This window comes from Streptomyces sp. GLSS-08, assembly GCF_056387915.1.
The window spans coordinates 43,332-58,046 of record NZ_JBWJAQ010000014.1 but is presented as its reverse complement, the minus strand read 5'-3'; the positions used below and the strand labels follow the sequence as shown (position 1 = coordinate 58,046).

13 protein-coding genes are annotated in these 14,715 nt (G+C 74.6%); 2 read left to right on the top strand and 11 right to left on the bottom strand.

Features of this window, described 5'->3' with window-relative positions; genetic code table 11:
* Positions 1-4: 4 nt before the first annotated feature.
* From AC0ZLC_RS24155 to hisD, 11 genes are all read right to left on the bottom strand, one after another.
* Entirely contained in the window at positions 5-1,567 is a 1,563-nt protein-coding gene (locus AC0ZLC_RS24155; RefSeq protein ID WP_476754044.1) for an RsbRD N-terminal domain-containing protein, read from the bottom strand.
* Positions 1,568-1,684: 117 nt separating this feature from the next.
* The gene (locus tag AC0ZLC_RS24150) at positions 1,685-3,859 is read right to left on the bottom strand and encodes a helix-turn-helix transcriptional regulator (protein WP_476754043.1); all 2,175 of its coding nucleotides are present in this window, start codon (positions 3,857-3,859) and stop codon (positions 1,685-1,687) included.
* 879 nt (positions 3,860-4,738) lie between these two features.
* Positions 4,739-5,716, bottom strand: coding sequence for a bis(hydroxyethyl) terephthalate hydrolase (gene bdeA, locus AC0ZLC_RS24145; protein WP_476754042.1), 978 nt, complete (start codon positions 5,714-5,716; stop codon positions 4,739-4,741).
* A 301-nt stretch (positions 5,717-6,017) separates the two neighbouring features.
* Positions 6,018-6,773 carry an imidazole glycerol phosphate synthase subunit HisF gene (gene hisF, locus AC0ZLC_RS24140; RefSeq protein WP_476754041.1) on the bottom strand — a complete coding sequence of 252 codons (756 nt, stop codon included), beginning with the start codon at positions 6,771-6,773 and terminating at the stop codon, positions 6,018-6,020.
* Positions 6,770-7,168, bottom strand: a complete 399-nt coding sequence (locus AC0ZLC_RS24135; RefSeq protein ID WP_476754040.1) for a RidA family protein — start codon at positions 7,166-7,168, stop codon at positions 6,770-6,772. Before AC0ZLC_RS24135 ends, hisF begins: the two co-directional genes overlap by 4 nt.
* A complete protein-coding gene (gene priA, locus AC0ZLC_RS24130; protein WP_476754039.1) occupies positions 7,165-7,893 on the bottom strand; it encodes a bifunctional 1-(5-phosphoribosyl)-5-((5-phosphoribosylamino)methylideneamino)imidazole-4-carboxamide isomerase/phosphoribosylanthranilate isomerase PriA in 729 nt (242 codons plus the stop codon). The genes AC0ZLC_RS24135 and priA overlap by 4 nt, the downstream gene beginning before the upstream one ends.
* Entirely contained in the window at positions 7,893-8,540 is a 648-nt protein-coding gene (gene hisH / locus AC0ZLC_RS24125; RefSeq protein ID WP_476754038.1) for an imidazole glycerol phosphate synthase subunit HisH, read from the bottom strand. The genes priA and hisH overlap by 1 nt, the downstream gene beginning before the upstream one ends.
* A complete protein-coding gene (locus AC0ZLC_RS24120; protein ID WP_358852224.1) occupies positions 8,531-8,695 on the bottom strand; it encodes a hypothetical protein in 165 nt (54 codons plus the stop codon). Before AC0ZLC_RS24120 ends, hisH begins: the two co-directional genes overlap by 10 nt.
* A complete protein-coding gene (hisB, locus tag AC0ZLC_RS24115) occupies positions 8,692-9,285 on the bottom strand; it encodes an imidazoleglycerol-phosphate dehydratase HisB (RefSeq protein WP_358852225.1) in 594 nt (197 codons plus the stop codon). Before hisB ends, AC0ZLC_RS24120 begins: the two co-directional genes overlap by 4 nt.
* Positions 9,282-10,418 (bottom strand): histidinol-phosphate transaminase, encoded by a 1,137-nt coding sequence (locus tag AC0ZLC_RS24110; protein ID WP_476754037.1) that lies wholly within the window; start codon positions 10,416-10,418, stop codon positions 9,282-9,284. The genes hisB and AC0ZLC_RS24110 overlap by 4 nt, the downstream gene beginning before the upstream one ends.
* Positions 10,415-11,737, bottom strand: a complete 1,323-nt coding sequence (hisD, locus tag AC0ZLC_RS24105) for a histidinol dehydrogenase (protein ID WP_476754036.1) — start codon at positions 11,735-11,737, stop codon at positions 10,415-10,417. The genes AC0ZLC_RS24110 and hisD overlap by 4 nt, the downstream gene beginning before the upstream one ends.
* 209 nt (positions 11,738-11,946) lie before the next feature.
* On the opposite strand from hisD, the gene AC0ZLC_RS24100 reads away from it, so the two are divergent.
* Both AC0ZLC_RS24100 and AC0ZLC_RS24095 read left to right on the top strand, forming a co-directional pair.
* Entirely contained in the window at positions 11,947-13,527 is a 1,581-nt protein-coding gene (locus AC0ZLC_RS24100) for an oxidoreductase (protein WP_476754035.1), read from the top strand.
* A 144-nt stretch (positions 13,528-13,671) separates the two neighbouring features.
* Positions 13,672-14,712 carry a hypothetical protein gene (locus AC0ZLC_RS24095; RefSeq protein WP_476754034.1) on the top strand — a complete coding sequence of 347 codons (1,041 nt, stop codon included), beginning with the start codon at positions 13,672-13,674 and terminating at the stop codon, positions 14,710-14,712.
* Positions 14,713-14,715 lie beyond the last annotated feature (3 nt).

Sequence of the window (14,715 nt, the reverse complement as noted above, 5' to 3'; positions counted from 1 at the left end):
CGGCTCAAGGCCGCGGAGTCGCCGCCCTGGACCGGGGCGCCTCCCGCGCCCCTTCGGAGCGACCGGTCCGGCCGGGATCCAGCAGGGTGCGGGCGGCCAGCGCGAGCGAGAGCTCCACCACGTCCGTCGGGCGGGTCAGGGAGCGGCCCGTCAGCTGCTCGCAGCGGCGCAGCCGGTTCAGGACGGTGTTGCGGTGGCAGTAGAGCCGGGCGGCGGACCGCTGGGCCGAACCGTCGCAGGCCAGCCAGGCGGTGAGGGTGTCCAGCAGGATGTCCCGGTCGGAGGGGTCCAGGCGCAGCAGGGGACCGAGGACCCGCTCGGCAAGCGCCGCACCGAGGGCGGGCGCGGAGACGACGAGGGCGGCGGGCAGGTTCTCCTCCAGTACGACGGTGCCCCCGGCCCGCGGACACGCGCGCAGCGCCGTGTCGGCGAGCCGCCGGGCGTCCCCGACCGCTGCGAGGCCGTGGACGACCGGGCTCACCCCGATCCGGGTGCCGGGCGGGGCGCTCAGCCGGCGGGCGATGTCACCGGCGTCCTCGGCGAGCCCGTGGGCGCGCGGACGCTCCTGCGCCCCGCCCCCCTCCCCGGTGCCGTCGTGCACGTGCCCCTCGTGGCCGTCGTCGGCCCGGTCGTGCTGGCCGTCGCCGCGGGGACCACCGTCGTCGCCGGGCAGGTGCTCTCCGTCGCCCGGCAGCTGGCCGCGCGGAAGGCGCGTGTCGCCGGGCGGGCGGGCGTCCTGCCCGCGCCCGTCACCGCGGAGCGGCCCGGTGTCGCCGTGCGGGCGCCCGCCGAGCAGGACGATGCCGTAGTCGCCGCCCGCCTCCCGGTGCCACTGCACCCGCAGGCCCGGGAGATCCACCGGGACGCGGCCGTGCGCCGGGACGGCGGCGCTCTGCGCCAGGACGACGGCGTACCGTCCCTGCTCGGGCAGGCCGAGCCCGGCGGCCGTCGCCGGGAGGTCGGCGATGCGGGCGGTGCCGTCCAGCAGCGCGGCGGTCATCAGCCGCAGCCGGTTCTCCCGGCGCCAGGTCAGTTCGCGCTCCGTCTGGCGGTAGGCGTCGGCGACGATCGCGCAGTGCTCGTCGACGAAGTTCCACACGTCGGCGGCCACGTGCACGAGGAGGCGGACGTCCGTGGGATGGCGGCGGGTCGTCTCGTCGACCAGCCCCTGCCAGACCATGCCGCCGCCGAGGCGGAAGGCGCGCAGCAGGGCGTCCAGCGGGAGGCCGCGTTCGGCGCGGGTCCTGCCGATCCCCCAGGAGCAGCGGCGCGCCGCCTCGCGCAGTTCGCCGGGCCGCAGCAGGGAGCCCACGTTCAGCCGGAGCGAGCGCTGCACCTCCTCACGGACGCTGTCGACGTCCGCGTGGATCGCGGCCCGGTACGCGGGTTCGCGCTCCCGCAGGACGGCCATCAGGGCCTCGGTGAGCTCGGGCAGTCCCGCCAGCAGGACCCGGGCGGCCCGGTGCAGCACGGAGAGCGCCTCCGCGTCGACGGCCGGGCGGGCGGCGGGCACGAGTGGCCGCGGACCGGACACGGTACGGACGTGGTCCTGTACGAGGTGCTGCATTCGCTGTCCTCCACCGGAATCGGCTCGGACCGGCTCGGCACGGTGCGCCGCCGCACGGCACGCCGGTCCCGCCGGAGCTTCCTGAGCCCGCAGGATGGCATACCGCCCGGTCGGTACCTAGGGGTGTGCGGCGGTCTTCTCCGCCCGGTCCACCAATCGGGACAGCTCGACGCGGGAACGGACCCCCAGAGCTGCGAAGACGTTCCGCAGGTGGTGGTCCACTGTGCGCGGACTCACGGACAGCCGCAGCGCCACCTCACGGTTGGTGGCCCCCTCCGCGACGCAGCGGGCGATCCTCAGCTGCTGCGGTGTCAGCACGGCCAGCGGCCCCGGCGGTTCCTGGGCGCCGGCCTCGCCGGTCGCACGCAGTTCCGCCCGTGCCTGCGTGGCCCAGCCGAGGGCCCCGCCGCGCTCGAAGGAGACCAGCGCGTCGCGGAGCCTGCCGCGGGCCTCGCCCGGCCTGCGCCGCCGCCGCAGCCAGGCTCCGTGGAGGAGCAGGGTGCGGCCGCGCTCGAAGTCGCCGCCCGCCCGGTCGTGGCAGGCCAGCGCGGTGGCGAAGAACGGCTCGCACTCCTCGGGACCGGCGAGCAGTGCCTGGCAGCGGGCCAGCTGGGCCGGTGCCTGGGGGTCGGCGCCCTGCGCGGCCCAGCCGGCGAACTCGGCGACCGCGGCCCGGGCTGCCCCGGGCTGGCCGGCCCGGGCCGACGCCTCCACGAAGCAGGGGATGGCCAGCATGCGGACGGCGAAGTGGCCGCTCCGCGGGCCGGGACCCACCAGCGGGCCGAGGCGGGCGGCGGCCTCGGGGACCCGGCCCCGGCCGAGGTCGGCCCGGGCTCTGGCCCACTGGGCCAGGGTGGCCGCCTGGACCAGGCCGTGCGGCGCGGCCACGCGTTCGGCGGCGGTGGCGTGTTCGGCCACGGCGTCGGGGTCGCCCTCGACGGAGGCGGCCAGGGCGAGGATGGCGTGGTGGTGGGCCGCGATGTTGCGCTGCCCGGTGTCGAGGGCGGTGCGCAGTCCGTCCTCGGCGTGGGCGCGGGCCCGGGCGTGGCGGCCGGCGCGCAGTTCGCCGTAGGCGAGGTGTTCCAGGGCCTGCGGCACGAGGACGTACGGCCCGCGGGCCCGGGCGAGGGCCAGGGCGCGGGAGTTGATCCGGCAGGCGGCCACGAGGTCGCCGACCACGAGGGCGGCGACCCCGGCGTGCAGCAGGCGGTCCGGGTCGTCGGTCGCCTCGGTGCACCCGCTCGCCAGGTATCCCCGCAGCCGTTGCCGTCCGGCGTGCAGGCGTCCGTGCATGACCGCGGACATCCCGGCGCGGTACTCGGCGAGGCGCTGGTCGGGGTCGGTGCGGGCCGAGGGGTGGTCCAGCGCCTCCAGGTAGGCCGCCGCGTCGCCCATCGCCCAGGCCGCCTCCATGGCGGCGAGGCGTGCCGCGAGGGAGCGGGGAGGGTCGTGCGGCGCGAGCAGTTCGGCGGCCAGGAGCAGGGTCTCGCGGGCGTCGGCGACGGGCCCGTCGTACAGGGCGAGCCGGCCGCGGACGAGTTCGGCGGCTCCGCGCACGGCGTCGGGCAGGTCCTCGCGGCCGGCCGCGTCGAGCAGTTCCCCGGCCCGGTCCGGGAGTCCGCCGAGCCGGGCGTGGTCCGCCGCGGCGGTCAGCCGGACGGCCCGGGGGCCCTCGGCCACGGCGAGTTCCGCGGAACGCGCGTAGGCCGCGGCCCGCTCGGGGTGCGTCGGCCGCCGGCGGGGACCGGCGGCGGCGCCCGCGGCGGCGGCCAGTTCGTCACCGAGCCCCGGCGCGGGGCCCTCGGCGGCGGAGGCCCGGTGGTACAGCAGCGGCAGCGCGTACCGGTCACCTTCACGGGCGCCGTCCGGCTCGTCATCCTGGTCAGGGCCGTTCGGGCGGGACGGCTCGGGGGCCGCGCACAGCTCCGCCGCGAAGGCGTCGGCGAGGAGGCGGTGGGCGGCACGGCGGCGGGCGCGCGGAGCGGCGGCGTAGACGGTACGGGCCCACCGCGGGTCCACGAGGCACAGGCGGCCCCCGGCCGGCCGGACGACGCCCGCGGCCTCCGCGGCCTCGACGACACCGGCGTCGAGCCCGGCCGCCCCGGCCGCCCGCAGTACGACCGCGGCGTCCACCCCGGCTGCCCCCGGGTCCCGCTCCTGCTCGGCCGCGGCCAGCAGCAGCAACAGCGCCACGGCGGCGGACGGCCCGTCCGCTGCGGGGGCACCCGGGTCAGCGGCCGGCTCGGGACCGGACGCCGCAGCGCCGGAGCCCGCCCCGGCACCGTCGGACACGCCGGGGTCCACACCGGCGCGCCCGGGATCGCAAGCCCCCGGCCGCACACCGCCCGGCACCTCCTGGGCCGCACCGCCGGACGACCGACCGCGGGCGACGTCCGGCGCGTCACCGGCCGCACCCGCGGGCACACCCCCGGCCGCGCCGCGCCGAGCGTCGCCGCCCACGCCCCCGGTGGATCCGGAATCCTCGGAGGACCCGCCCCGTGGGTCACCGGCCGCGTCGTCCCGCACACCCGCGCCCCGATCGCCCCCGGCGCCGTATACAGCGGGCCCCGGCGTTGCGGTGTCCCGGTGGCCCCCGGGAGCGGGAGCGGGGACGGGGGCGGGCGCTCCCGCCGCGTCCCCTCCACGCGGCGGGAGCTGCTCGGTGCCCGGTGCCGGGACGCCGGGCGGTCCGGCCGTGCGGGCGCGGGACAGCGTCGGGGCAGGTCCTGCGGCGGGCCCGGCGCCGGGCGGCGGCACGGGGCCGAGGGCATGCCCCGGCTCCTCCAACGACCCCCGCGCGGGCGGGGGTTCAGCACTCCGGCCGTAAATCCGGAGTGGACTTCGCGCAGTCGTCATTCCGGTCACGACCGTCACGTTACTTCCGCGTAACCGAACGCGGAAGTCCTGCCTTCACTTGTTCCGCTCCGCCCGGGCACCCGGCGTGACCAGCCGGAAGGTGCCCGCCGGGACGGTGCGCGATGGGCACGGTCCCAGCCGCGGCGCGGCAAGTTTGTGCGGCCGCACAGTGCCCGGCGGGCCCGCACCGCCGGGCACGCCCCCGAACCGGACGGGCGATCGACGGGCGGACACGCCGATGACGGCCGCTTGTCACACGGCCGTCATCGGGGCACCGGCCGGGGAGCCCCCGCCATGGGAGGGGGCGCCGCCGGGTCAGGAGGTGTGCGGGCAGTTGCCGCGGTACTCCGCGATGGAGAGGGACGGCCGCGGCAGCGGGCAGAGGAACTGCTCGTAGCGGGTGTCGTTGTCGATGAACCGCTTCAGCCAGGAAATGCTGTACTTCGCGATCGTCGTGTTCGAGCTGTTGGGCGTGAAGTGCGTGGCGCCGTTCAGCTCCAGGTAGGCCTTGTCGAGCGAGCTGGGCAGGCTCGTGTAGAAGGGCTCGGAGTGCGAGGCCACCGGCGCGATCGTGTCGCCGTCGGCGCCGAAGATCAGGGTCGGCGTCTTGATCTCCGGCCAGGTCTTGTCGAGGTTCCAGCCGGTGAGCGGGATCGCCGCCTGGAGCGAGGGACGGTCCTTGGCGGCCTCCAGGGTGCCCCCGCCGCCCATGGAGTGGCCCATCACGCCGAGCCGGCTGCTGTCGATGCGCGTACGGACGGTGCTGCGCGAGGTCAGGTAGTCGAGTGCGGCCAGCAGCTGGTCGCCACGGCTGGCGGGCTGGTCGAGGGTCGTGTTGGTGTCGATGGTGAACACCACGAAGCCCTGGGAGGCGAGCCGAGGTCCGAGCCAGGCGATGGACGACTGGTAGGCGGTGTAGCCGGGCGAGATGGCGATGGCGCCGAACGTGCCGTCGCTGGTCGACGTCGGGTAGTAGATGGTGCCGCCGCCGAAGCCGGTGACGGAGAGGGAGGAGACGGACGTCTCGGAGACGGCGTACGAGCCGCGGGACGCTTCGATGCTCGACTGGGTCGGCGCGGGACCGCGCTCGTAGGGGTTCGCGGCGGCCTTTGTCCCGGCGGCCTGCGCTCCGGTGGCCTGACCGGCGACGAGCCCGCCGAGGGCCAGGAAGGCCGCGAGGCCGGACCGGACGAGGCGGGACTTGAGGCGGCTCGGCCGGGATCCGGCCGGGGCGGTGCCGACGGGGGCGGCGGTGGGGAGTTCGCTGCTCGGCTGCTGCACGACGGTGTGCATCCTCTCGGAAGGGGCGACGGACCCGGCCGCGGGTCGGCGTACCGCGGGGCGTGGGGCGCCGGAAGGAACGCCTCCGGCACGGCGGGATCCGTCTCGGTTGGTTGCAGCGGCAACTGTCCCGGCCCGCCCGCCCCCGCACATCGGCAGAATCACCGGTCTCGCTCGGGACCGGGCCCGGCCACCACGGCAAAACGCCCGTCCGCACGGGTCCCGCTCACACCCCCGGCGGGCCGTAGTCCGGAGCGAGGGAGGTGAGGGCCTGGGGGACGGCTCCCGTCCGGCAGGCCCTGGCACGCGGGCGTCAGCGGACGGGGTGCCCGGCCTCCCGGAGGGTGTCCTTCACCTGCCCGATCCGCAGATCACCGAAGTGGAAGACGGACGCGGCGAGCACCGCGTCGGCCCCCGCGGCCACGGCGGGCGGGAAGTCCCCCAGCCGGCCCGCTCCCCCGCTGGCGATGAGCGGCACCGTGACGTGCTTGCGGACGGCCTCGATCATCTCGATGTCGTAGCCGTCCTTCGTGCCGTCCGCGTCCATCGAGTTGAGCAGGATCTCGCCCGCGCCCAGCTCGGCGGCCCGGTGCGCCCACTCGACGGCGTCGATGCCGGTGCCCTGACGGCCGCCGTGGGTGGTGACCTCGAAGGAGCCGGTCCCGGTGCGGCGCGCGTCCACCGACAGCACCAGCACCTGCCGGCCGAACCGCTCGGCGATCTCCCGGATGAGGTCGGGGCGGGCGATGGCGGCCGTGTTCACGCCCACCTTGTCCGCGCCCGCCCGCAGCAGCCTGTCCACGTCCTCGGCGGTGCGCACGCCGCCGCCCACCGTCAGCGGGATGAACACCTGCTCGGCGGTGCGGCGCACCACGTCGTACGTGGTCTCGCGGTTGCCGGAGGACGCGGTGATGTCGAGGAACGTCAGCTCGTCGGCGCCCTCGGCGTCGTACACCTTGGCCATCTCGACGGGGTCGCCCGCGTCGCGCAGGTTCTGGAAGTTGACGCCCTTCACGACCCGGCCGTTGTCGACGTCCAGGCAGGGGATGACTCGTACGGCGAGGGTCATGCTGCGGACACTCCTCGGTACGCCTCCACCTCGACCTCGACGACCAGACTGGGGTCGACGAAGCCGGAGACGATCAGCATGGTCGCGGCGGGCCGCACGGCGTCGAACAGCTCCTTGTGCGCGCGCCCGACGTCCTCCACGTCCCGGGCGTGCGTCAGGTACATCCGCGTACGGACGACGTCCTCGCGCCCGAGACCGAGCTCCTTCAGGGCGGCGAACGCCACGTTGAAGGCGTTGACGGTCTGCTCGTACGGACCGCCGCCGGCGATCTCGCCGTCCACTATGGAGGTGCACCCGGAGACCAGCACCAGGCCGTTGGGCAGCTGCACCGCGCGGGAGTACCCGAAGGTCTCCTCCCAGGGCGCGCCCGTCCTCACACGTCGTACGTCGCTCACTGGGCAACCGCCTCCAGGGCCTCTTCCAGGGTGAACGCCTTCGCGTACAGCGCCTTCCCGACGATCGAGCCCTCGACACCGAGCGGCACGAGTTCGGCGATGGCCCGCAGGTCGTCCAGGGAGGACACGCCGCCGGAGGCCACCACGGGGCGGTCCGTCACGGCGCACACGTTCCGCAGCAGCTCCAGGTTCGGGCCCTGGAGCGTGCCGTCCTTGGCGATGTCGGTGACGACATAGCGCGCGCAGCCCTCGGAGTCGAGGCGCGCCAGCGTCTCGTAGAGGTCGCCGCCGTCGCGGGTCCAGCCGCGACCGCGCAGCGTCGTGCCGCGTACGTCGAGACCGACCGCGATCTTGTCGCCGTGCTCGGCGATGACCTTGGCGACCCACTCGGGGGTCTCCAGGGCGGCCGTGCCGAGGTTCACCCGGGTGCAGCCGGTGGCCAGGGCGGCGGCGAGGGTGTCGTCGTCGCGGATGCCGCCGGACAGCTCCACCTTGATGTCCATCGCCTTCGCGACCTCGGCGATCAGCGTGCGGTTGTCGCCGGTGCCGAACGCGGCGTCCAGGTCGACCAGGTGCAGCCATTCCGCGCCCGAGCGCTGCCAGGCGAGGGCGGCCTCCAGCGGGGAACCGTACGACGTCTCCGTCCCGGACTCGCCGTGCACCAGGCGGACGGCCTGGCCGTCGCGGACGTCGACGGCGGGGAGGAGTTCGAGCTTCGAAGGCATCAGAGGGTTCCGATCCAGTTGTTCAGCAGCTGCGCTCCGGCGTCACCGGACTTCTCGGGGTGGAACTGCGTGGCCCACAGGGCGCCGTTCTCGACGGCCGCCACGAAGGGCTTGCCGTGGGTCGACCAGGTGACCAGCGGGGCCCGCAGCGCCGGGTTCGCGGTCTCCAGGGACCAGTCGTGGACGGCGTAGGAGTGGACGAAGTAGAAGCGCGCGTCGGCGTCGAGTCCCGCGAAGAGCTGCGTACCGGCCGGGGCGTCGACGGTGTTCCAGCCCATGTGGGGCACGATGTCGGCCTGGAGCGGCTCGACCGCGCCGGGCCACTCGTCCAGGCCCTCGGTCTGCACGCCGTGCTCGATGCCGCGGGCGAAGAGGATCTGCATGCCGACGCAGATGCCCATGACCGGGCGGCCACCGGCCAGCCGGCGGCCGACGATCCAGTCGCCGCGCGCCTCCTTCAGACCCTGCATGCAGGCGGCGAAGGCGCCGACGCCCGGTACCAGCAGCCCGTCGGCGTTCATGGCGGTGTCGAAGTCACGTGTGATCTCGACGTCGGCCCCGGTGCGGGCGAGGGCCCGCTCGGCGGACCGGACGTTGCCGAAGCCGTAGTCGAAGACGACGACCTTCCTGCGCGTGCTCAATTCCACACCTCCAGCCGCATGACGCCCGCGACGAGGCACATCGCCGCGCCGATGGAGAGCAGCACGATCAGGCCCTTGGGCATCTGCTGCTTGACGAAGGAGTAGATGCCGCCGAGCAGGAACAGCCCGACGACGATCAGGAGGGTCGACAGGCCGGTCACAGCGCGCCCTTCGTGGAGGGGAGGATGCCCGCGGCGCGCGGGTCGCGCTCGCTCGCGTACCGCAGGGCGCGGGCCAGTGCCTTGAACTGGCACTCCACGATGTGGTGCGCGTTGCGGCCGTAGGGCACGTGCACGTGCAGGGCGATCTGGGCCTGGGCGACGAAGGACTCCAGGATGTGCCGGGTCATCGTCGTGTCGTACTCGCCGATCATCGGCGCCATGTTCTCGGGCTCGGTGTGCACCAGGTAGGGGCGGCCGGAGAGGTCGACGGTGACCTGGGCGAGCGACTCGTCCAGCGGGACCGTGCAGTTGCCGAAGCGGTAGATGCCCACCTTGTCGCCGAGCGCCTGCCGGAAGGCGGCGCCGAGGGCGAGGGCGGTGTCCTCGATGGTGTGGTGCGAGTCGATGTGGAGGTCGCCCTCGGTCTTCACGGTCAGGTCGAACAGACCGTGGCGGCCGAGCTGGTCGAGCATGTGGTCGTAGAAACCGACGCCCGTCGCCACCTCGACCCTGCCGGTGCCGTCGAGATCGATCTCGACGAGGACCGACGTCTCCTTGGTCGTCCGTTCCACGCGGCCTACGCGGCTCATGCGCTGTGCTCCTTCGGGGGTGTGGGGGTGTCCCCCACGAGACTCTGTAGTTCACGGACCGCGTCCAGGAACGCGTCGTTCTCGGCCGGGGTGCCGGCGGAGACCCGCAGCCAGCCCGGCACGCCGTTGTCCCGGACCAGGACGCCCCGGTCGAGGATCCTCTGCCAGACGTCGTGCGCGTCCTCGAACCGCCCGAACTGGACGAAGTTGGCGTCGGACGCGGTGACCTCGTAGCCGCTCGCGCGCAGTTCGGCGACCAGCCGGTCCCGCTCGGTCTTCAGCTGCTCGACGTAACCGAGCAGCGTGTCGGTGTGCTCCAGGGCGGCCAGCGCGGTCGCCTGGGTGACGGCCGACAGGTGGTACGGCAGCCGTACGAGCTGGACGGCGTCCACGACCGCGGGGTGCGCGGCGAGGTAGCCGAGGCGCAGCCCGGCGGCGCCGAACGCCTTCGACATCGTGCGGGAGACGACGAGATTCGGCCGATCTTCGAGCAGCGGGAGCAGTGACGCCCCGTGGCTGAACTCGATGTACGCCTCGTCGACGACCACCATGGACGGCTTCGCCGCCTGCGCGGCCTCGTAGAGCGCGAGGACGGTCTCGGGCGGGACGGAGTTGCCGGTGGGATTGTTCGGAGTCGTGATGAAGACGACGTCCGGACGGTTCTCGGCGACGGCCTGTCCGGCGGCGGCCACGTCGATGGTGAAGTCCTCGTTGCGCGGGCCGGAGATCCAGCCCGTGCCCGTGCCGCGCGCGATGAGCGCGTGCATCGAGTACGAGGGCTCGAAGCCGATCGCGGTCCGGCCGGGGCCGCCGAAGGTCTGCAGCAGCTGCTGGATGACCTCGTTGGAGCCGTTGGCCGCCCACACGTTCTCCGGGTCGAGCGCGTACCCGCCGGTGTCCGTCAGGTACCGGGCCAGCTCGGTGCGCAGCTGCACCGCGTCCCGGTCGGGGTAGCGGTTGAGGCCGCGGGCGGCCTCGCGGACCCGCTCGGTGATCCGCTCGACGAGCGCCTCGGGCAGCGGGTACGGGTTCTCGTTCGTGTTCAGCCGCACGGGCACGTCGAGCTGGGGTGCGCCGTAGGGGGACTTGCCGCGCAGTTCGTCGCGGACGGGAAGGTCGTCGATGCCGGTCACTCGCTGGGCACCTTCCATCCGAACCGGGCCTTGATCGCGGCGCCGTGGGCGGGCAGGTCCTCGGCCTCGGCGAGCGTCACGACGTGGTGGGCGACCTCGGCGAGGGCGTCGCGCGTGTAGTCGACGATGTGGATCCCGCGCAGGAAGGACTGGACGCTCAGGCCCGAGGAGTGGCAGGCGCAGCCGCCGGTGGGCAGCACGTGGTTGGAGCCGGCGCAGTAGTCGCCGAGCGAGACGGGCGCCCAGGGGCCGACGAAGATCGCGCCCGCGTTGGTGACCCGGCCGGCCACGGCGGCCGCGTCGGCGGTCTGGATCTCCAGGTGCTCGGCGCCGTACGCGTCGACCACCCGCAGACCCTCCTCGACGCCGTCGACCAGCACGATCGCGGACTGCCTGCCCGCCAGCGCGGGGGCGATCCGGTCCTCGACGTGCCGGGTGGCGGCGACCTGCGGGGCCAGCTCCTTCTCGACCGCGTCGGCCAGCGCCACCGAGTCGGTGACGAGGACGGCCGCCGCGAGCGGGTCGTGCTCGGCCTGGCTGATCAGGTCGGAGGCGACGTGCACCGGGTCGGCGCTGTCGTCGGCGAGGATCGCGATCTCGGTGGGACCTGCCTCGGTGTCGATGCCGATCTTTCCGGTGAAGTAGCGCTTGGCGGCGGCGACCCAGATGTTGCCGGGCCCCGTGACCATACGGGCGGGGGCGCAGGACTCGGTGCCGTGGGCGAACATCGCGACGGCCTGGGCGCCTCCCGCGGCGTACACCTCGTCGATGCCGAGCAGCGCGCAGGCGGCCAGGATCGTGGGGTGCGGCAGGCCGCCGAACTCCTTCTGCGGTGGCGAGGCGAGGGCCATGGACGGGACACCGGCCTCCTGAGCCGGGACCGCGTTCATGATCACGGAGGACGGGTAGACCGACCGGCCGCCGGGCGCGTACAGGCCGACGCGCTCGACCGGCACCCACTTCTCGGTGACCGAGCCGCCGGGCACGACCTGGGTGGTGTGCGCGGTGCGGCGCTGGGCGCGGTGCACCAGCCGGGCGCGGCGGACGGACTCCTCCAGGGCGGCGCGCACGGCCGGGTCGAGCTGCTCCAGGGCGTCGGCGAGCGCCCGGGCGGGGACCCGGACGGACTCGAGGCGGACGCCGTCGAATCTCTCCGCGTAGTCGATCAGCGCCGCGTCGCCCCGATGGTGCACGGCCTCGCAGATCGGACGCACCTTCTCCAGGGCGGCCGCGACGTCGAAGTCGGCTCGGGGCAGCAGGTCGCGCAGGGCCGAGCCCTCGGGGAGGGCGTCGCCGCGCAGATCGATTCGGGAGATCACATGGCCAATTCTCTCAGACCGCCGTCGGGCGCCGGACGCCCGTATCAATGGCTGATACGAGCCCTGGACAACGGGCCGGACCGTGGCCGGAACCGGTGGCCGGCGCCCGCCCCGGGAGATCATCGTCACCGCCCGCGTTCCGCCCGTCACGGAACGGGCATTGAACGGTTGTGCGAAACCGGCGAGTAGCCGGGAAGGAAGGGTGAGACGTGACCGAGGGTGCCGACGCGAGGAACGGGGACCTGCCCGACGAGCTGACCGCCGCCGAGGCCGGCATGTGGCAGGCCTTCCGCAACGGCAGCGTGTACGACCTGCGCAGCGGCGACACCGTCGTGGACGATCCGCACGGGGGGCACCCCTGGGGACCCGAGCGCAGCGTACGGGCGCGGATCGTGGCCTGGCTGCTGCTGGACGGGCCGCCCGCGCTGGACGGCCGCGTCTCCTCCCTGAAGCTGACCGGCGTCCAGATCATGGACACGCTCGATCTCGCGGGCGGCACGATCGAGCCGTACCTGGAGCTGAAGGGGTGCCGGTTCGAGAAGGAGATCCTGCTGCCGGAGGCCCGGTTCACGACCGTACGGCTGGTCGACTGCTCGGTGCCGCGTCTGGAGGCGGCCCGGGTGCACACCGAGGGCGACCTCCATCTGCCGCGCTGCCGCTTCCACAACGGCGTGCGGCTCACCGACGCGCGGATCGGCACCGACCTGCTGCTCAACCAGGCCGTGGTCTACCGGGACCGGCGCATGCGCTCGATCACCGGCGACGGCATGAGTGTCGGCCAGGACCTGCAGGCCGAACTGCTGGAGTCGCACGGCGAGCTGAGCCTGCGCGGGGCCCAGGTCGGCGTCTCGCTCAGCCTGCGCGGCAGCCGGCTGACCAATCCCTACGGCCGTCTCGCGCTGAACGCACCCCAGCTGACGGTCGAACGCACGCTGTACCTGACCCCGGCGGGCGTCGGGAATCCACTGCTGACCGGCGGGGGCACCCCGGCGCGCGGCACCCGGCTCCAGCGGTTCGTGTGCCAGGGCGGCATCCGGCTCGACGACGGACGCTTCGGGGACGCCGTCGACTTCGACCAGGCCCGCTTCGTCCTGGAGGACGACCAGGAGATCTCCCTGCGCCGGGTGCAGACGCCCGAGCTGCGCTTCCTCGGGGAGCGGCCGGAGCGCGGCAAGGTCGTGCTGTCGGGCGCGCGGGTGGTGAACCTGGTCGACAGGGCGGCCAGCTGGCCCGGCCCCGGCAACGTCCACATGGGCGGCTTCGGCTACGAGAACCTGGTGCCGCAGGGCGCGTTCCCGCTGACCCGGCGCCTGGAATGGGTGGCCGCGGCGACCGCCGAGTACAACCCGGAACCGTACGAACGCCTCGCGGCCGTGCTGCGCGGTTCCGGCGAGGACGAGGACGCGCGCGAGGTGCTCCTGGAGAAGCAGCGCCGGCGCCGCGAGACGCTGCCGCTCGCGGGCAAGCTGTGGGGGTACGCCCAGGACTGGACGGTCGCCTACGGGTACCGGCCCGGCCGGGCCGCCGTGTGGATGGCGGTGCTCTGGGCGGCCGGCTCGTTCGCCTTCGCCCACGCGAGCCATCCGCCGATCACGGACGGCGAACATCCGCCGTGGAACCCCTCGCTGTTCGCCCTGGACCTGCTGCTGCCCGTCATCGACCTGGGCCAGGTGGGCTACTGGCAGCTGCGGGGCGGGTGGCAGTGGCTGGCCGCGGTCGTGATCCTGCTGGGCTGGGTCCTCGCCACGACGGTGGCGGCGGGAGCGACCCGCACCCTGCGCAGGAACTGATGGGGCCGCGGACGCCCGAGAGCCGGGCACCACCCATCTTTTGCTCGTCCTTGACCATCGGCCGGGCAACCGGGACACGGTTACGAAAGCGTCACCGGATACCCCCTGGCCCTGTCCCCACCTGCGGTTTTCAATGGGTCCACAATGGCACTGCTGCGCGCTCTCATCCGTACCGCCCGGATGGCGACCCACACGTCGCGCCTCGCGGTCGGACTTCCCGCCGACGACGAGGTGCTCCTCGACGCCCCCGACGAGCGGCTCGGGCCGGCGCTCGTCGCCGCGGGCCAGGGCGAGTACGGGCCCGCGGCCAAGCTCCTCGCCACCACCCGCGACGCCGCGGAGTGGGAGAACCGCGACCGCTACGCCGTCCGCCTGGCCGTCTTCGCCCGCTCCCGCGACACCTGGCTCCGCGCCTGGCAGGCCGCGGCACCCCACGACCCCGACGCCCTGCTCGTCAGGGCCGAACTCGCGGTCCGGCGGGGCTGGGAGTCGCCCGCCCGCGCCGAACTGCTGCGCCAGGCCGCCCCGTTGATCACCTCCGCCGCCGAGGGCGACCCGCGCGATCCGGTGCCCTGGCGCATCGCGCTCGACCACGCCCGCGGCACGAACACCGGGCACACCGAGTTCGAGAAGCTGTGGGGCGAGGCCGTACGCCGCTCCCCGCACCACTACGGCTGCCACGTGGCGGCGCTGCAGTACCTCTCGGCCGCCTGGTACGGCTCCCACCACGAGTGCTTCGACTTCGCCGAGCGGGCGGCACAGGACGCGCTGCCCGGTTCCCTGGTGCGGGCGCTGCCGCTGCGGGCCGCCTTCGCCCACCTGACCGAGGGCGGCGGGCCCGCGGTACCGCGCCGCCGCCTCGACCGGGCGGCCGACCTGGCGATCGGGGTGTCCGCGGCCCATCCGGCCGCCGACCCCTGGCCCGCGGAGGTCCGCAACCTCCTGACCTGCGTCCTGGTCACGCTCGGCCGCTGGGAGGACGCCCTGGAGCAGCTGCGGCGGATCGGCCCGTACGCCACGTCGTTCCCCTGGGACCGGGTCTCGGACGACCCGCTGGGCCAGTTCCTGGAGCTGCGGGACGGGATCCGGCTGGAGGTGGCCGCCGGGCTGCCGCTGGGCTCGCCGGGACGCCCCGGCCATCCACGGGGTGGGCGGCGCGGACGTGCCGCCTCCGGCGACCATTAGGCT